Source organism: Pseudomonas fuscovaginae SE-1 (assembly GCF_000364705.1).
GTDB lineage: Bacteria > Pseudomonadota > Gammaproteobacteria > Pseudomonadales > Pseudomonadaceae > Aquipseudomonas > Aquipseudomonas fuscovaginae_A.
This window is the reverse complement of sequence record NZ_AQOH01000054.1, coordinates 18413-35148: the sequence shown is the minus strand read 5'-3', so window position 1 is coordinate 35148 and position 16736 is coordinate 18413. Positions and strand designations below refer to the sequence as shown.

Annotated in this window: 15 protein-coding genes; 5 read left to right on the top strand and 10 right to left on the bottom strand. The window is 63.8% G+C overall.

The genetic code is table 11. The features are described from left to right. Window positions 1–16: 16 nt before the first annotated feature. Window positions 17–2419, bottom strand: a complete 2403-nt coding sequence (locus K675_RS0106180; RefSeq protein ID WP_017902641.1) for a TonB-dependent receptor plug domain-containing protein — start codon at window positions 2417–2419, stop codon at window positions 17–19. A 304-nt stretch (window positions 2420–2723) separates the two neighbouring features. Between K675_RS0106180 and K675_RS0106175 the strand changes: the two genes are divergently transcribed. After that, window positions 2724–3206 carry a hypothetical protein gene (locus tag K675_RS0106175; RefSeq protein ID WP_026144975.1) on the top strand — a complete coding sequence of 161 codons (483 nt, stop codon included), beginning with the start codon at window positions 2724–2726 and terminating at the stop codon, window positions 3204–3206. Window positions 3207–3386: 180 nt separating this feature from the next. Here K675_RS0106175 and K675_RS0106170 read toward each other — a convergent pair whose 3' ends face one another. The 5 genes from K675_RS0106170 to K675_RS0106150 form a co-directional block, all read right to left on the bottom strand. Continuing rightward, window positions 3387–4355 carry a CDP-6-deoxy-delta-3,4-glucoseen reductase gene (locus K675_RS0106170; RefSeq protein ID WP_017902639.1) on the bottom strand — a complete coding sequence of 323 codons (969 nt, stop codon included), beginning with the start codon at window positions 4353–4355 and terminating at the stop codon, window positions 3387–3389. Further along, window positions 4355–5821 carry a 4-hydroxy-3-polyprenylbenzoate decarboxylase gene (gene ubiD, locus K675_RS0106165; protein ID WP_017902638.1) on the bottom strand — a complete coding sequence of 489 codons (1467 nt, stop codon included), beginning with the start codon at window positions 5819–5821 and terminating at the stop codon, window positions 4355–4357. Before ubiD ends, K675_RS0106170 begins: the two co-directional genes overlap by 1 nt. A gap of 141 nt (window positions 5822–5962) precedes the next feature. Continuing rightward, entirely contained in the window at window positions 5963–7222 is a 1260-nt protein-coding gene (rho, locus tag K675_RS0106160) for a transcription termination factor Rho (RefSeq protein ID WP_017902637.1), read from the bottom strand. Window positions 7223–7456: 234 nt separating this feature from the next. Continuing rightward, the gene (gene trxA / locus K675_RS0106155) at window positions 7457–7786 is read right to left on the bottom strand and encodes a thioredoxin TrxA (protein WP_017902636.1); all 330 of its coding nucleotides are present in this window, start codon (window positions 7784–7786) and stop codon (window positions 7457–7459) included. A gap of 172 nt (window positions 7787–7958) precedes the next feature. Next, window positions 7959–8657 carry a FadR/GntR family transcriptional regulator gene (locus tag K675_RS0106150; protein WP_026144974.1) on the bottom strand — a complete coding sequence of 233 codons (699 nt, stop codon included), beginning with the start codon at window positions 8655–8657 and terminating at the stop codon, window positions 7959–7961. A 256-nt stretch (window positions 8658–8913) separates the two neighbouring features. Between K675_RS0106150 and K675_RS0106145 the strand changes: the two genes are divergently transcribed. From K675_RS0106145 to K675_RS0106130, 4 genes are read left to right on the top strand one after another with little or no spacing between them, the layout of a single operon-like run. Next, complete coding sequence (locus K675_RS0106145; protein WP_017902634.1) at window positions 8914–9699, top strand: transporter substrate-binding domain-containing protein; 786 nt, start codon at window positions 8914–8916, stop codon at window positions 9697–9699. Between the two features lie 24 nt (window positions 9700–9723). Then, window positions 9724–10389: an amino acid ABC transporter permease gene (locus K675_RS0106140; RefSeq protein ID WP_017902633.1), complete on the top strand. Its 666-nt coding sequence runs from the start codon at window positions 9724–9726 to the stop codon at window positions 10387–10389. Continuing rightward, complete coding sequence (locus K675_RS0106135; protein ID WP_026144973.1) at window positions 10386–11036, top strand: amino acid ABC transporter permease; 651 nt, start codon at window positions 10386–10388, stop codon at window positions 11034–11036. The genes K675_RS0106140 and K675_RS0106135 overlap by 4 nt, the downstream gene beginning before the upstream one ends. After that, window positions 11023–11760 carry an amino acid ABC transporter ATP-binding protein gene (locus tag K675_RS0106130; protein ID WP_017902631.1) on the top strand — a complete coding sequence of 246 codons (738 nt, stop codon included), beginning with the start codon at window positions 11023–11025 and terminating at the stop codon, window positions 11758–11760. Before K675_RS0106135 ends, K675_RS0106130 begins: the two co-directional genes overlap by 14 nt. Window positions 11761–11766: 6 nt before the next feature. On the opposite strand, the gene K675_RS30445 is transcribed toward K675_RS0106130, so the two are convergent. From K675_RS30445 to K675_RS0106110, 4 genes are all read right to left on the bottom strand, one after another. Then, window positions 11767–12318, bottom strand: coding sequence for a hypothetical protein (locus tag K675_RS30445; protein WP_017902630.1), 552 nt, complete (start codon window positions 12316–12318; stop codon window positions 11767–11769). A gap of 16 nt (window positions 12319–12334) precedes the next feature. Beyond that, window positions 12335–14767: a fimbria/pilus outer membrane usher protein gene (locus K675_RS0106120; RefSeq protein WP_017902629.1), complete on the bottom strand. Its 2433-nt coding sequence runs from the start codon at window positions 14765–14767 to the stop codon at window positions 12335–12337. 67 nt (window positions 14768–14834) lie between these two features. Continuing rightward, the gene (locus K675_RS0106115) at window positions 14835–15542 is read right to left on the bottom strand and encodes a fimbria/pilus chaperone family protein (RefSeq protein WP_080635314.1); all 708 of its coding nucleotides are present in this window, start codon (window positions 15540–15542) and stop codon (window positions 14835–14837) included. 124 nt (window positions 15543–15666) lie between these two features. Further along, window positions 15667–16320, bottom strand: coding sequence for a DUF1120 domain-containing protein (locus tag K675_RS0106110; RefSeq protein ID WP_017902627.1), 654 nt, complete (start codon window positions 16318–16320; stop codon window positions 15667–15669). Between the last annotated feature and the right edge of the window lie 416 nt (window positions 16321–16736).

The following is a 16736-nucleotide window of genomic DNA, read 5'->3' as shown; positions in this document are numbered from 1 at the left end:
CGGGGCTCCTGAGTGGTTACCAGTTGTAAGTCACTTTACCGTAATAGAACGCGCCGCTGTAACCGTACGGCGAATAAGTGCTGTAGGCCAGGTTGCCGCCGCTGTTGGCGTAGGCGCTGAGCTTCTCCGGGTACTTGTCGGTGACGTTGTCGCCACCCAGGGTGAAGGTCCACTGCTTGAGCTTGTAGTCCGCCGCCAGGTCCAGCAGCCAGGCCGCCTTGAAGGTCTGGTCGTTGACCGCGTCGGCCTGATAGCTGGTGAACGAGCCGTAGCGGGTCAGGTTGCTGTGCAGCACCCAGTTGCCGAAGCTCAGGTCGTTGCCGAACGTCAGCTTGTGCCGGGGCGTGGTATCGCCCAGCAGGCCGAGCCGCTCACGCCGGTCCACCCGCACCAGGTTGACGCCCAGTTGATTGAGGATCGCCGGGTTGTCCTTCACATCGGTGACCTTGGTCCGGTTGTAGTTATAGCCCAGGGTGCTGTTCCAGCGCGCGCCGTTGTCCAGTTGATAGCGATAGTTGGCCACCAGGTCGATGCCGTTGGTGCTGGTATTGGTGGCGTTGGTGAAGTAACGCGCGCTGGTGTAGTTGATGTTGCCGACCCCGTTGGCCTGCAGATAGTTGATCGCCGCGTTGTTCAGCACCAGGTTGGACGACAGGCTGATGCGGTCACGGATGTCGATCCGGTAGAAGTCGGCCGTCACCGTCAGGTTGTCCGCCGGCTCCAGCACCAGGCCGAGGCTGTAGTTGCGCGACTTCTCCGCCTTCAGGTCCTCGGCCCCGAGCAGCCGCGCCACCTGGCTGTTGGCGGCGAAGGTTCCGGCCTCCTGGACGGTCGAGCCGATCAACTGCGACGAGGTGTAGGTGAAGTGCTGCTGGGCCAGGGACGGCGCGCGGAAACCATTGGAGATGCTGCCGCGCACCGCCACCTGCGGAGTGAAGTCGTAGCGCGCCGACAACGAGCCGCTGACGTTCGAGCCGAAGTCGCTGTAGTCCTCATGCCGCACCGCCGCCGAAGCGCTGAGCTTCTCGGTGAAGTGGGTCTCCAGGTCAAGGTACTGGGCGAAGTTGTGCCGCGCGTAACTGCCGGCATCCGCTGCGCGGAAACCACCCAGGCCGGAACTGCCGCTCTGGTAATAGGACTCGGGCTGGCCGGCGCTGATCTGGTAGCCCTGGCGCAGGTACTCGGCACCCAGCGCCACCGATACCGGGTACGGCAGCCAGCCGAGGCTGAACTCACGCGACAGGTCGAGGTTCAGCTGGCGCTGGTCGTTGCTCAGGGTGCCGTTGTCGAATTTGCGCGGGCTGTTCAGGCCCAGCGAGGTGTTGATGGTTTCGGTGCTCAGCTCGTACTCGTTCTTGCCGTAGTTGGCCGACAGGTCGTAGTGCCAGTCGTCCGCCAGCAGGCCGCGCAGGCCGACCACCAGCGAGGTGTCCTCGAGGTTGCCGTGGATCAGCGGCAGGTAGCCGTTGGGGAAAATCGCCGGAATGTTGTTCGACGCGTTGCTCGCCCGGTAGAACGCCGCGGTTTCGCCGCGACGCTTGCTGTAGCCGCCAAAGCTGTAGAGCTCGGCCGCGTCATTGAAGCTGTAGGCGGAGTTGAACTGCAACTGGCCTTCGTTGGTCGCCGGCTCACCCTGGCGGAACACCTGCTGGCCATAGGTCGTCGAGCCGACGCTGGCTGGACGGTAATCCTTGCCGGCACGGTTGGTGTAGTCGTTGTCGGAACCTTCCCCGGAAATGTTGAAGAAGCCGTTGTCGCCCAGCGCGAAGCCGCTGTTGCCATCGAGCTGGCGATGGATGCCGTCGCCCTTCCTGTATTCGCCGAACTTGCTGGAGATCGAACCACCGTGGTCGGCGCTCTTGAGAATCACGTTGATCACCCCGGCGATCGCATCGGAGCCATAGCGGGCCGACGCGCCGTCACGCAGCACCTCGATATGGTCGACCGCCGAAATCGGGATCGCATTCAGGTCGGCCGGGGCCGAGCCGCGTCCCACCGCGCCACCGAGGTTGACGAAGGCACTGGTATGCCGGCGCTTGCCGTTGACCAGCACCAGCACCTGGTCCGGCGACAAGCCGCGCAACTGCGCCGGGCGTACCAGTTCGGCACCGTCCACCAGCGACGGGCGCGGGAAATTGATCGAGGGAATCAGCCGCGCCAGGACCGTGCCCAACTCGTCCGAACCGTTGCTGCGCAGGCTGTCGCCGCTGATCACATCGATCGGTGCCAGCGAACCGCTGGCCGTGCGCTCCTGGGCGCGGGTACCGGTGACAATGATGGTATCGAGCTTCGGCGCATCGGCCGTGGTGTTCTCCGAATCGGCGGCAGCCACCGGGGTGAAGGTCATCGCGCCTGCGGCGGTCAGCAGATGAGCCGACAAAATCGCCGAGTACATCCGGTGTTGCGTGTTGCTCCCCATACCGCTCCCCTTGGAATCCAAAGTCGAGGCTTCATGCCTCGAGTTCGCACGATCGGTCCGTGTGGCGAACGGTGTCGGTCATTGTCTTGATGATTGGCAGATAAAAAGCCGGTGGTCCGATGGCATATAGCCTAATTGCATGTAACGAATAAATTAAATACCAGAAACGAATATGAATAAGCTAAACGCAGCATCGGTAAAAACCCCTACAGACCTTTCAGAGACCAAGGACTGACGCCCTGACCGCTCGCTACGTATAACGGCCACCTCCGCGAACCACCACGCCACCAGAGAGGCCGCCCACATGAACCGATCGATGCTCGCCGCCGCCCTTATCCTGTCGCTGGGCCCGGCCACCGCTGCGCTCGCCGCCGAGGAAGGCGCAAGGGAGAAGGGCTTCTGGTACGCCCAGACCAGCCTGTACAGCCGGCACTATTCGCCGGCCCCCGAACACAACAACCGCCAGGACCTGCTCGGCCTGGAGCGTCACGACGGTTCAGGGTGGCTATATGGCGCGGCGACCTTTCGCAATTCGTTCAGCCAGCGTTCGTACTACGGCTATGTCGGGAAACGCTTCGACAGCGCGCGCTACCCACTGTATGCGAAGGTGACGGGTGGGTTGTTGCAGGGTTATCGCGGCGAGTACCGCGACAAGATCCCGCTGAACCGCCTGGGGGTGGCGCCGGTGATCATTCCTTCGGTCGGCGCCCATTACGGACCGGTGGCGACCGAACTGGTGCTACTGGGGTTCAATGCGGCGATGATCACCACCGGGGTGCGATTTTGATGCATTCGCAGCGCTGTTGTGGCGAGGGGGCTTGCCCCCGCTGGGCGGCGCAGCCGTCCCCAGACCTGCCACCCGGAACTGTCAGGTAATGCGAGGTAGCCGGCATCAGGGGAGCTTCGCTCCCCAGCGGGGGCAAGCCCCCTCACCACAACAGCGCTCACGGTCTCAGTTGAAGGCCAATCAGGACCTGGGCGCGTAGGCGAACACATCGGCACGCATCTGGTGCGCGTCCATCCCCGCCTCGACCAGCGCATCCAGCGTCGCATAGATCATCGCCGGCGAGCCGCTGGCATACACCCGTACGCTCGACAGGTCGGCAATGTCCTCGCAAACCGCTTCGTGCAGCATGCCGCAGCGCCCTTCCCAGCCGCACAGGTCGCTGACCACCTTGTGCAGGAACAGGTTGGGCAACTTCTGCCACTCGTCCCAGTGCTCCAGTTCATAGAAGTCCTCGGGCCGTCGCACCCCCCAGTACAGATGCACCGGATGCTCGAAGCCGCGCGAACGGCAATGCTCGATCAGGCTGTGCATCTGTGCCATGCCGGTACCGGCGGCGATCAGCACCAACGGCGCATCCGGCAACTCGGCCAGGTGGGTATCGCCGAACGGCAGTTCGACCCGCGCCATGCGGTTGCGCCGCAACTGTTCGATCAGCTTGCGCGCGCTGGCTTCACGCGCCAGCACATGCAGCTCCAGGTCGCGCCCGGAATGCGGTGCCGAAGCCAGGGAAAACGCCGACTTCTCGCCGCTGTCACGCTCGATCATCAGGTATTGCCCGGCGTGGTAGCGCGGTGGCTTGCCCGCCGGCGCCCGCAGGCGCACCCGCCAGACATCGCCGCCGATCTCGACGCATTCGCTCAACTGACACGCCAGGCTACGCACCGGCAATTCTCCCAGGGCCAGGACACCATCCCAGAGCACCACACAATCTTCCAGGGGCTCGGCGATACACGTGTAGAACTCGCCATGGTCACGGACAGCGCCGGCCTGCGCGACCCGCCCTTCCACCAGCAGGGCCGCACAGACATGACAGTTGCCATTGCGGCAGCTTTGCGGGCAGTCATAGCCCAGCCGCCGGGCCCCGTCGAGAATCCGCTCTCCTGGCCGTATCTCCAGTACGGCTCCGGAGGGCTGCAAGGTCACACGCATCAATCTATTCCTAACTGATTCCAGATGGCATCGATCCGCCGGGTCACGGCTTCATCCTTGACGATCACCCGGCCCCACTCGCGCGTGGTCTCGCCGGGCCACTTGTGGGTGGCATCCAGCCCCATCTTCGAGCCCAGGCCGGAGATCGGCGAGGCGAAGTCGAGGTAGTCGATCGGTGTGTTGTCGATCATCACCGTGTCGCGCTTGGGGTCCATGCGCGTGGTGATGGCCCAGATCACGTCATTCCAGTCCCGGGCGTTGATATCGTCGTCGGTGACGATAACGAACTTGGTGTACATGAACTGTCGCAAAAACGACCAGACACCCAGCATCACGCGCTTGGCATGGCCCGGGTAGGACTTCTTCATCGTCACCACCGCCATGCGATACGAGCAGCCTTCGGGCGGCAGGTAGAAGTCGGTGATTTCCGGGAACTGCTTCTGCAGGATCGGCACGAACACCTCGTTCAGCGCCACGCCGAGAATCGCCGGCTCATCCGGCGGCCGGCCGGTGTAGGTGCTGTGGTAGATCGGCTTGATCCGGTGGGTGATGCGCTCGACGGTGAACACCGGGAAGTCGTCGACTTCATTGTAGTAGCCGGTGTGGTCGCCATACGGACCTTCCGGAGCCATTTCGCCCGGATGGATCACGCCTTCAAGGATGATCTCCGCGGTGGCCGGGACCTGCAGGTCGTTGCCACGGCACTTCACCAGCTCGGTGCGATTGCCCCGCAGCAGGCCGGCGAAGGCGTACTCGGACAGGCTGTCCGGCACCGGCGTGACCGCGCCGAGAATGGTCGCCGGGTCCGCTCCCAGGGCCACGGACACCGGGAATGGCTGGCCAGGGTGCTTCTCGCACCACTCACGGTAATCCAGCGCACCGCCACGGTGGCTGAGCCAACGCATGATCACCTTGTTGCGGGCGATCACCTGCTGGCGGTAGATGCCGAGGTTCTGGCGATCCTTGTTCGGCCCCTTGGTGACCGTCAGGCCCCAGGTGATCAGCGGCGCCACGTCGCCCGGCCAGCAGTGCTGCACCGGCAGTTTGCCAAGGTCGACGTCGTCCCCCTCGAGGACGATTTCCTGGCACGGCGCATCCTTGACCACCTTGGGTGCCATGGCAATGATCTTGCGGAAGATCGGCAGCTTCGACCAGGCATCCTTGAGCCCCTTGGGCGGCTCCGGCTCCTTGAGGAAGGCCAGCAGTTTGCCGATCTCGCGCAACTCGCCGACGTCATCGGCGCCCATGCCCAGGGCGACCCGCTCCGGGGTGCCGAACAGGTTGCCGAGCACCGGGATATCGAAACCGGTGGGCTTTTCGAACAGCAGCGCCGGGCCCTTGGCCCGCAGGGTGCGGTCGCAGACCTCGGTCATTTCCAGGATGGGGGACACCGGAACCTGGATGCGCTTGAGTTCGCCGCGCTGTTCCAGGCCGCTGATAAAGTCGCGCAAGTCGCGATACTGCATGCGTGAGCCTCGTAGGGTCCGTGGCGTTCGGGGAGGGCAGTGTACCCGGTTCGCCCCGATATCGTGCAAGCGACCACGCGCCCTGGCCGCCATCCAGACAGCAAAAAGCCGGGTTTCCCCGGCTTTTCTGCCCTGTTCGACTTACTTGCGCTTCATCGACAGGAAGAACTCATCGTTGGTCTTGGTCGTTTTCAGCTTGTCGACCAGGAACTCGATGGCCGCCACTTCATCCATCGGATGCAGCAGCTTGCGCAGAATCCACATGCGCTGCAGCTCGTCGTCGGCAGTCAGCAGCTCTTCGCGGCGGGTACCGGACTTGTTGATGTTGATGGCCGGGAATACACGTTTCTCGGCGATACGACGGTCCAGGGGCAGCTCCATGTTGCCGGTACCCTTGAACTCTTCGTAGATCACCTCGTCCATCTTCGAGCCGGTTTCAACCAGCGCGGTGGCGATGATGGTCAGCGAACCGCCTTCCTCGATGTTCCGCGCGGCGCCGAAGAAACGCTTCGGTTTCTCCAGGGCGTGGGCGTCGACACCACCGGTCAGGACCTTGCCGGAGCTCGGGATCACGGTGTTGTAGGCACGGGCCAGACGGGTGATGGAGTCCAGCAGGATCACCACGTCCTTCTTGTGCTCGACCAGGCGCTTGGCCTTCTCGATGACCATCTCGGCGACCTGCACGTGACGGGTCGGCGGTTCGTCGAAGGTCGAGGCAACCACTTCACCGCGAACGGTGCGCTGCATCTCGGTCACTTCTTCCGGACGCTCGTCGATCAGCAGGACGATCAGGTGGCACTCGGGATTGTTACGGGTGATGTTGGCCGCGATGTTCTGCAGCATGATGGTCTTGCCCGCTTTCGGCGGGGCGACGATCAGGCCACGCTGGCCCTTGCCGATCGGGGCGCAGAGGTCGATGACGCGGCCGGTGAGGTCTTCGGTGGAACCGTTGCCGGCTTCCATCTTCAGGCGCTCGTTGGGGAACAGCGGCGTCAGGTTTTCGAACAGGATCTTGTTCTTGGCGTTTTCCGGACGATCGTAGTTGATCGTGTCGACCTTGAGCAGGGCGAAATAACGCTCGCCTTCCTTAGGAGGGCGGATCTTGCCAACGATGGTGTCACCGGTGCGCAAGTTGAAACGACGGATCTGGCTCGGCGACACGTAGATGTCATCGGGACCGGCCAGGTAGGACGCGTCGGAAGAACGAAGGAAGCCGAAGCCGTCCTGGAGGATCTCCAGCACGCCATCACCGGAGATTTCCTCACCGCTTTTCGCGTGCTTTTTCAGCAGGGAGAAAATCACATCCTGCTTGCGCGAACGGGCCATGTTCTCTATGCCCATCTGTTCGGCCAATTCGAGCAGTTCGGTAATCGGCTTTTGCTTGAGTTCAGTCAGATTCATATAGGAATGACGTAATCATTTATGGAGGGGGGAAATTAAGCTTTTGGCTTAATGAGGCCGCGCCGCGGAGAAGGCGACAGGATCGCGTACTTGTTCGAAAAGGAGAGCGTCGGCGACGGCTAGCAGGGGGCAATGGCGAAACCAGTGCGGGGCCGAATGTAACACCTGCATTTCGCAGAGTCTAGCCCCATACAACGAAAAAGCCCCGCTATTTGCGGGGCCTTTTGACGACGATCAGAGGTGCGAGTCGAGGAAAGCTCGCAGTTGCGACTTCGACAGGGCGCCGACCTTGGTCGCCTCGACCTGGCCGTTCTTGAACAGCATCAGGGTCGGGATACCACGCACACCGTGCTTGCCCGGGGTATCCGCGTTTTCGTCGATGTTCAGCTTGGCGACGGTCAGTTTGCCTTCGTAGTCGGCGGCGATCTCGTCCAGGACCGGAGCGATCATTTTGCAGGGACCGCACCACTCAGCCCAGTAGTCAACCAGCACAGGGCCTTCGGCCTCCAGGACATCGGCTTCGAAGGACGCGTCAGTGACGTGCTTGATAAGATCGCTGCTCATGGAAATCTCCGCAGTGGTAAGCCAAAAAAAACGTTGCCCATCATAGCCGTCCTTCCTACGTACAGGAAGCCGCAGATGATTGAGTCTAACTATGGTGCTCCATGAGTTTGAGTATCGCCCAACCTGCGGGAGCCGGCACCCCGACTCATCCGCGGGCAGGCGCAAGGCAGACTCAGACAGGCGTGACGAAAGCGATCCCGGTGCGCAGCGCCGCATTGCGCACGTGTTCCTGCATCGCCTTCTGTGCCGGCCCCGAGGCATGCCGGGCCAGGGCACGAAGGATCTTGCGGTGCTCCTGCCAGGTTTCCATGGCCCGTTCGGCCCGGATGAACGGCAGTTTCTGGCTCTCCAGGAACAGTTCGGCCGTGGCACTGAGAATGCCGACCATGGCCTGGTTGCCGCTGGCCAGCAGAATCCGCCGGTGGAAGTCGAAGTCCAGCCGGGCGGCAGCCTCGAAATCCCCGGCGAGCAGTTCGGTACGCATGGCGTCGACATTGTCCTGCAGGACATCCAGTTCATCCGCCGTCAGCGTGACCGCCGCCAGCCCGGCGGCGAACCCCTCGAGGGCATAGCGCAGCTGGAAGATATCCTCGGCCGAGGCCTGGGCCGCGAACGGCCAGGCCAACCCACTGCCGGACGGCGCCTGCCCCTGCGCCTGGACGAACACCCCCTTGCCCGGCTGCACGCTGATCACCCCCAGCGCACTCAGGGACGACAGCGCCTCGCGCAGCGAGGCCCGGCTGATCCCCAGGCGCTGCGCCAGGTCACGCTGCGAGGGTAGCGCGTCGCCCGGGCCATAGCCCTCCTCGCTGATCAGTTTACGAATGGCTTGCAGCGCCACTTCAGGTACGGCGCGGGAAATCGAGTTCATGGTGCCCAGGCTGGAAGGTCCGATAAAACACTAGTTGTAAAGCTATTGCAGGCGGGCGGCAAGTCACGCCCAGCACTGGTTCGGCTCCCGCGGCGAATGCCCGATAACGGTGCGAAAAGGCCATTAACTGTTCAGACCAGTAAGACCATGAAAGCCCCGTGAATGCCCGTAGCCATGGGCTTTACGTCCTGCATGGCATGGGGTGTGCAATGCCTATCGAACCGCAACATCCCCTTTTCGCATTCGGAGATCCGCCATGACCAAAGGCTTCAATGCCCTGCTCGCCGCCCTCTTCGCCAGCCTGATGCTGGGCCAGGCAGTCGCCCATGCCAATGGCCTGGACGATGTCGTCGCCCGTGGCACCCTCAAGGTCGCCGTGCCCCAGGACTTCCCCCCCTTCGGCTCGGTCGGCCCGGACATGAAACCGCGCGGCCTGGACATCGACACCGCGAAACTGCTGGCCGACCAGCTCAAGGTCAAGCTGGAACTGACCCCGGTCAACAGCACCAACCGCATCCCGTTCCTCACCACCGGCAAGGTCGACCTGGTGATCTCCAGCCTCGGCAAGAATGCCGAGCGGGAAAAGGTCATCGACTTCTCCCGTGCCTACGCGCCCTTCTACCTCGCGGTGTTCGGCCCGCCCGACGCCGCGATCAATGGTCTGGATGACCTCAAGGGCAAGACCGTCAGCGTCACCCGTGGCGCCATCGAGGACATCGAACTGACCGCCGTGGCGCCCCAGGGCGTGACCATCAAGCGCTTCGAGGACAACAACTCGACCATCGCCGCCTACCTCGCCGGCCAGGTCGACCTGATCGCCAGCGGCAACGTGGTGATGGTGGCCATTTCCGAACGCAACCCGAAACGGGTTCCGGCGATGAAGGTGAAGCTCAAGGACTCCCCGGTCTATGTCGGCGTCAACAAGAACGAGCCGGCCCTGCTGGACAAGGTCAACCAGATCCTCGCCGCCGCCAAGGCCGACGGCAGCCTGGACAAGAACGCCCAGCAGTGGCTCAAGCAACCGCTGCCCGCTGATCTCTGATCCGGTTTTCCCGAGGCCCGTTCCATGGCTTATCAGTTCGACTTTCTGCCGGTGTTGCACAACGCCGACCTGCTGCTGCGCGGCGCCCTGTTCACGCTGGAGCTGACCACCATCGGCACCCTGCTGGGAGTCGGCCTCGGCATCCTTGGCGCAGCCGTGCGGGCCTGGAAGATCCAGCCGTTCTCGGCCCTGTTCGGGGTGTACGTGGAGCTGATCCGCAACACGCCGTTCCTGGTGCAATTGTTCTTCATCTTCTTCGGCCTGCCGTCCCTGGGGTTGCAGATTTCCGAGTGGCAGGCGGCGGTGCTGGCGATGGTGATCAACCTCGGCGCCTACAGCACCGAGATCATCCGCGCCGGCATCGAGGCGATTCCACGCGGGCAACTGGAAGCCGCCGCCGCCCTGGCCATGAGCCGCGTCGAAGCCTTCCGCCATGTGGTCCTGCGCCCGGCGCTGGGCAAGGTCTGGCCAGCCCTGAGCAGCCAGATCATCATCGTCATGCTCGGCTCGGCGGTGTGTTCGCAGATCGCCACGGAAGAGTTGAGCTTCGCCGCCAACTTCATCCAGTCGCGCAACTTCCGCGCCTTTGAAACCTATGCCCTGACCACCCTGATCTACCTGGGCATGGCCCTGCTGATCCGCCAGTCGCTCAACTGGCTGGGGCGACGCTACCTGGCGAGGGGCCGCTGATGGATTTCACCTTCTGGGACATCCTCAACAACCTGCTGACCGGATTGCAGTGGACCCTGGTGCTGTCGCTGGTGGCCTTCCTCGGCGGCGGCCTGCTCGGCCTGCTGGTGATGGTGCTGCGCATTTCCGAAAAGCCCCTGCTGCGTGGCCTGGCCCGCGCCTATATCGAGCTGTTCCAGGGCACGCCGCTGCTGATGCAGTTGTTCATGGTGTTTTTCGGCGTGGCCCTGCTTGGGGTGGACATCTCACCCTGGCTGGCGGCCGCCATCGCCCTGACCCTGTTCACCGCTGCCTACCTGGCGGAGATCTGGCGTGGCTGCGTCGAGTCCATCGCCCGCGGCCAGTGGGAGGCCTCGGCCAGCCTGGCGCTCAACCGCTACGAACAACTGCGCCACGTGATCCTGCCGCAGGCCCTGCGCATCGCCGTGGCACCGACCGTGGGCTTTTCGGTGCAGGTGATCAAGGGCACCGCGGTGACCTCGATCATCGGCTTTACCGAACTGACCAAGACCGGCGGCATGCTGGCCAACGCCACCTTCGAGCCCTTCATGGTCTACGGCCTGGTGGCCGTCGGCTACTTCCTCCTGTGCTACCCCCTGTCGCTCAGTGCGCGCTACCTGGAAAGGAGACTGCATGTCGCTTCTTAGAATTTCCGCCCTGCACAAGTACTACGGCGACCATCACGTGCTCAAGGGCATCGACCTGAGCGTCGAACAAGGCCAGGTGGTGGCGATCATCGGCCGCAGCGGCTCGGGCAAGAGCACCCTGTTGCGGACCCTCAACGGCCTGGAGTCGATCAACGACGGCGTGATCGAGGTCGACGGCGAATACCTCGACGCCGCGCGCGCCGACTTGCGCAGCCTGCGCCAGAAGGTCGGCATGGTGTTCCAGCAGTTCAACCTGTTCCCGCACCTGAGCGTTGGCGAGAACGTCATGCTCGCCCCACAGGTGGTGCAGAAGGTCCCCCGGGCCAAGGCCGCCGAACTGGCCCGGCAGATGCTCGAACGGGTCGGCCTGGGCGACAAGTTCGATGCGTTCCCGGACCGCCTCTCCGGCGGCCAGCAGCAACGGGTAGCCATTGCCCGGGCCCTGGCGATGTCGCCGAAAGTGCTGCTCTGTGATGAAATCACCTCGGCCCTCGACCCGGAACTGGTCAATGAAGTGCTCAGCGTCGTCCGGCAATTGGCCAGGGATGGCATGACCCTGATCATGGTCACCCACGAAATGCGCTTCGCCCGGGAAGTCGGCGACAAGCTGGTGTTCATGCACCAGGGCAAGGTCCACGAGGTTGGCGACCCCAGGGTGCTGTTCGCCAACCCGCGGACCGTCGAGCTGGCGAACTTCATCGGCAGCGTGGAGGCCCCGGTCTGAGATCGCTCATTCGCTCGGTACCAGCTCGAAACGCCCTCGGCCTTCGACGGCGGTCTCATCGCGCAGTTGGGTCATCGCGGTAGACAGGCGAGGGTCGATTTCGACCTGTGCCGAGAAGAACCGGCCCTTGGCCGGCATACCGTGCACCAACGCCCGCAGGCTACGGCCGGGCACCATCAGCCAGGCGTCCTGCCGCTCTGTCGGACGACCCGCCAACGCCAGGGTGACCGGCTCTCCATCCAGGCGAGCGTTGCTCAGGCCGACGGTGAAGTACCCCTGTCGGGCCAGACGATAGGCCTGCGGCCCCGCCGCGTCCCCCTCGAACCGCAGCACCATGGCCGTGGGGCGGGGGCAGACGATGGTCAGCGTCAGCCTGCGGGGCCCCAGCGAAATCTCGGACTGCCCGGGCAGCAGCGAAAAGCGCCCCAGGCGCAGCATCCCCAGGTCCACCTGCGGCTGGCTCAACGACAACGTGCAGTCATGGGCCACGGCTGGGAACGAACACAGGACAAGGGCCAGGCAACAGCCGCGAAAGAGGGTACCGAGGCAAGCATTCATGGCGGTTTCCACTGGGTCAGATCGCCCGGCAAACTGCCGTGGCGGTTTCATAGGGCCGGTCGTCGTCCACGACTTCGGCCGGTTCGACAGTCAGAACACAGTCCGTATGGTCGACCAGGCGGACGCGCAGTCGCTGCCCGGCCTCGACATCGCTCAGGAACACCATGCCGTCACCGACGACGGTGGTCAGCAGGCCGCCCTCCGCGCTGGACACCGCTGCCCCCTTGGGCAACGGCTCGGCGTTTTCGTCCGTGACCTTGAGCAACAGCCGCCGGAAGCTCACCACCGCGAAATCGACCCGGCTGAACGAGCCGCGCCCGGTCTCCAGGCGCTTCACCCCATTGAGCAGGTCGACACGTCGCGGCAATGAGCGGCTGTCGACTTCCACCTGGCTGTCGCGATAGGCCGGCAGGCCGGGAACCACCGCCTGGCCGCTGAAGTCGGTCCAGACCGGCCCCAGGGGCGTGACCAGTCTGACGCCGGACAACTCGCCCACCGAGGCCACCCCGAAGGTTTCCTGGATGGCGTAGGGCGAGAACGTCACGCCCCCGGCGTGCAAGGCGATGCCGCCGGACAATTGCCCGTTGTAACCGGTACCCGAAGAGTTGCGGGTCGCGCCCAGCCCCACCTGGGTATAGCGCGGCAGGAGGCTCACGCTGCCCCGGGTGATCTGCTTCCGGTCCTTGAGGTCGCGCTCCAGGCCCAGGTCGTAACTGAGGGTATCGCTGACCCGCTCACGGTAATCGCCGCCGATGTCGAACCGCTCGCCCCGGCGACTGAGGAAGGAGCCGACCCGCCGGTCCCCACCCAGTGGAATGCTGAGCCCCAGGCGTAACCCCAGCCCGGGATCGAGGGCGTGACGGTCGTCGCCTGACCCGATACTGGAATCCACGCTCAGGTTGACGCTGGCGTACCGATAGCTCTTGCTCCAGAAACCATGCAGGCGCTGGGACGAACGCCCATCGAACATCAGGTTGCGCGAGTAGCCCAGGCTGAAGCCGCCCCACTGGGTATCCGCCCAACCGAGCGCGGCGGTGTACTGCCGCCGCAGGCGCAGGCCGGAATCGGTTTTCCGGTCGGCGTCGCCCACCTCGTGCAGGTCACGATAACCGGCACCGCGCAGGGTGGCGCTCAGACTCAGGTCGAAAGCCCCCGGCAAAGGGCTGCTCAGCGACAGGCTGTCCTGGCGCCCACTCAGCGAGGGGCGGGCCGCCTGGGAGAGCGTGCTGCGCAGGCCGATACCGAGCGACTCCCGGATACGGCTGTCGAACGCCCAGCCGCCGGCACGGTAATCGTCGCTGGCCAACAGCCCGGCGCTCAGCGAACCGGCCCGACCGAGCCCCCAGGTGCCAGTCCCGCTCGCCAGCAATGGCTCGCTCCCGGCACTGTCCTCCACCTCGCGCAGCCGCCCCAGGGTCAGGTAGTAGCCCGGCTGGATCGAGGCGGCTCCCGGAAAGGAGGCCGCGGGCACGACAAAACGGTGTTCGCCGCCCGTCTCGCCGATGACCCGGACCTCCAGGTCACTGCCGTCGCTGAGCAACGGCAGCCCGGCCAGGCTGAAGGGGCCCTGCGGCACCAGGGTGGCATGGATCAGGACGCCGGACTGGCGGACCTCGACCCGCGAGGCATCGAAGGCCACGCCCTGGACCACCACGCCCCGTCCCACCTGGCCAGGCGCCGAACCATCGGGCATGAACTGCACGCCAGACAGCTGCACACCGGCGAACACCGGCCCGGCGCTGTTGATCTGCCCGGCCTGGAACGTCGTCTGCAACGCGCGCCAGTCCCGTTGTGCGTAGGCATACAGGTGCTCTGTCCGCCGCTTCCCCTCATTGGCGACATGCAACTGGCGACTGCGCACGACCCAGTCGCCCGCATTGAATCCCGCTTCGGTCGCAGCCGAGAAAAATCGCTCATTGCGCTGGCGTGAACGGCTCTCGACACCCAGCACATCGTAATTGAGCAGTGCCGCCGAGCCGCCACGGCTGTAGGCCCCCTCGGCGAGCCGCGGTCCGCGCAGGGCCTGGGTCGGCACCAGCAGGACGACCTCCTCGCGATTGGGACGCAAGGTCACCCGGGCCTGCGGATACGCCTGCAGGAAACCGTGACAATCCTGGTCAAGCACCCTCCCGTCGCGGGCGCCAGGAAGTCTCAGGCCGGCCTTGTCCAGCAGAGCGGCGGTGAAACATAACTGGCCCTGCCGATCGAAATGCACCGGCGTCGGTCCCAGGGAATTGCCGTTGAGCTCCAGGTTCACGAGCTGCAGGCCTTCGCGAAAGCGTGGCGCCGAGCGGAAGTAATCGGCGACTCCTGGGTCGATGCCACGTCCGGAAAGCACGGACAGGTCGAACTCCACCTCGCTGACCTGCTCCTTCTTCTGGGCGGCAGCGGACTCGCCAAGCCCCAGCAACGCCAGGCTGCCCAGCACCTTGATCAGCCGATGGGCCACCCTCGGGGGCGCAAGGGGTCGGTTGGATGATTCAGTGACCAATCGTTCAGGCTTTCTCATGGAAGCATCACTGTGCTTCGGCAAGAATCGGCGCCTCATAGCTGGCGACCGCGAACCCGTAGACAGTCGCCGGCTGCAGGGTGACCGACGTGGACGCGGGCAACGCCGGGTCCACCTCGATCTCCAGGCTGTCCCCTGGCAGCACATAACTGCGACTGAGCATCACCATGGTCTTGTGAGGATTGAGCTGGAGCTCCGGCGACAGCCGCACGACATAGGGGCTGTCATTGCGTACCACCAATCGGGATCCGCCCTGATGCCACGTCAGTTCCTTCCAGGGCGTGGCATTGCGGGCCAACCCCTTGGGGTGCAGGATCAGCGGCAGGTTCTGGCGCAGGCTGATCCCCACGGTGGCCCCGCTTGCGGTCTTGCGCTGCGGGATGCCCTCGAAGGTGATCCGCTTCAGTCGCTGGGTCTTGAGAGGCTGCTCGTTGATCGCCAGAAGCCCCACCTGCTGCGTCTCGCCGCCATCGACCCGGGCCACCGGAGTCGTCACCACCACCAGCGCCTCCAGATCCTCGGGAAGGGACTCGATGGCCGAATGCAGCAGCGCCGGGCCGCTGTCGGTGTTCTGGACATGGATACTGGCCTTGCCCTCTTCCTCATAGAGAATGACCACCGTGGTTTCCGGCTGCATGCCATCGGCCCGGGCACTCCCCCAGAACACGCCCAGAAGAAAGAACAACGCACCGGCACAAGAAGATAGACGAGGCACAGTTTCCAAGTGACACGCTCCCCGGCGAACCGATATCCGGTTCGCTCAATACAGATGTGACAAGACTGCCGGCACGCTACCGCATGCCGGCGTCTGTTCTACTTGCTACTTGAATCGACGGTATTTAGAGGTAACGCAGTTCCAGCGTTGCCAAACCGTCCAGGAAGACTTCCTGGGTCACATCCAGTTCGGAAGTCCTGTTGATTACCGCCTGAACTTCCAGCGTACCGGTTACGCGCTGTACCGAGGCGGGATGGGTGGCGAAGAAGCCACTCCAGGACATGATGTTCTGATACTGGCCCAGGGCGCCGTTGCCACGACTCCAACTCAACCCGTTGTTGCTCGACACGATGGTGTTGACCAGTGGGAAGTCGGCCACGGAGTCCTTGATGGTCAACGCGTAACCACCGATCCGCTGGCCACCCGTCGTCATGCCCAGGCCATAGTTGTAGGTGTCGCCATAGGCCGAGCCGATGGCCGTCTGCAGAATCCCCGGCACCTTGCTGGCGGCACGGTTGTCGAGCGTCTTGACGCCCACCCGGGTGCCCCCGTCGCAGTTGACCGAGAACGGCACGCCCCTGGCCGGCAGGCGGGTATAACCGTTCGGACTCAACGAGGCGGCGCGAATCTTCCCGTAATCGACAACCCCCCCATTTTGCAGGCTCAGGGTGCAGCTGGCGGGAACGATCGTCCCCTTCACCAGCAGGTCAGCCGCGCTGGCGTACCCTCCCACCGCAACCAGCAGGGTTCCGAGCGTCAACTTGGATAGCAACTTCATTTCCCACTCCATGTCATTCCAGTTCTAGCGGCATGAGTTATTCAGGGCAGCATGTTTCAAACCGCAATCGCACTTCTTTCAGGAAGCGCCCTCATCTTTCCACAGGCTGAACACTAAATAACTAACACCACGGCAGAATTGCCGAACGCTAGTTTCCCTATTGGCCTACAACAGAAAAACCGGAACATTCCCAACAATCCAAAGGAATAAAGAGCAGGCAGAATCGGACACACTAAACATAGAGGTCATCGCAATCAAACCCGGTCAGTAATGAATGCGACATATTCGTGTAGGAAAATTGAAGCAATGACTTTTCACCTACCCCGCAACCGATCCCGAGCCGATGCCCACGGGCGCCCTACGTTGGCGTCGGAGCCTGATCGTGGCACGATGGCGGGGTTATCGACCGAGATCCT

What these genes read in the sequence shown, in the direction of transcription:
- K675_RS0106180 (WP_017902641.1), bottom strand. Translation starts at nt 2,419, where the DNA reads ATGGGGAGCAACACGCAACACCGGATGTACTCGGCGATTTTGTCGGCT.
- K675_RS0106175 (WP_026144975.1), top strand. Translation starts at nt 2,724, where the DNA reads ATGAACCGATCGATGCTCGCCGCCGCCCTTATCCTGTCGCTGGGCCCG.
- K675_RS0106170 (WP_017902639.1), bottom strand. Translation starts at nt 4,355, where the DNA reads ATGCGTGTGACCTTGCAGCCCTCCGGAGCCGTACTGGAGATACGGCCA.
- ubiD (WP_017902638.1), bottom strand. Translation starts at nt 5,821, where the DNA reads ATGCAGTATCGCGACTTGCGCGACTTTATCAGCGGCCTGGAACAGCGC.
- rho (WP_017902637.1), bottom strand. Translation starts at nt 7,222, where the DNA reads ATGAATCTGACTGAACTCAAGCAAAAGCCGATTACCGAACTGCTCGAA.
- trxA (WP_017902636.1), bottom strand. Translation starts at nt 7,786, where the DNA reads ATGAGCAGCGATCTTATCAAGCACGTCACTGACGCGTCCTTCGAAGCC.
- K675_RS0106150 (WP_026144974.1), bottom strand. Translation starts at nt 8,657, where the DNA reads ATGAACTCGATTTCCCGCGCCGTACCTGAAGTGGCGCTGCAAGCCATT.
- K675_RS0106145 (WP_017902634.1), top strand. Translation starts at nt 8,914, where the DNA reads ATGACCAAAGGCTTCAATGCCCTGCTCGCCGCCCTCTTCGCCAGCCTG.
- K675_RS0106140 (WP_017902633.1), top strand. Translation starts at nt 9,724, where the DNA reads ATGGCTTATCAGTTCGACTTTCTGCCGGTGTTGCACAACGCCGACCTG.
- K675_RS0106130 (WP_017902631.1), top strand. Translation starts at nt 11,023, where the DNA reads ATGTCGCTTCTTAGAATTTCCGCCCTGCACAAGTACTACGGCGACCAT.
- K675_RS30445 (WP_017902630.1), bottom strand. Translation starts at nt 12,318, where the DNA reads ATGAATGCTTGCCTCGGTACCCTCTTTCGCGGCTGTTGCCTGGCCCTT.
- K675_RS0106110 (WP_017902627.1), bottom strand. Translation starts at nt 16,320, where the DNA reads ATGAAGTTGCTATCCAAGTTGACGCTCGGAACCCTGCTGGTTGCGGTG.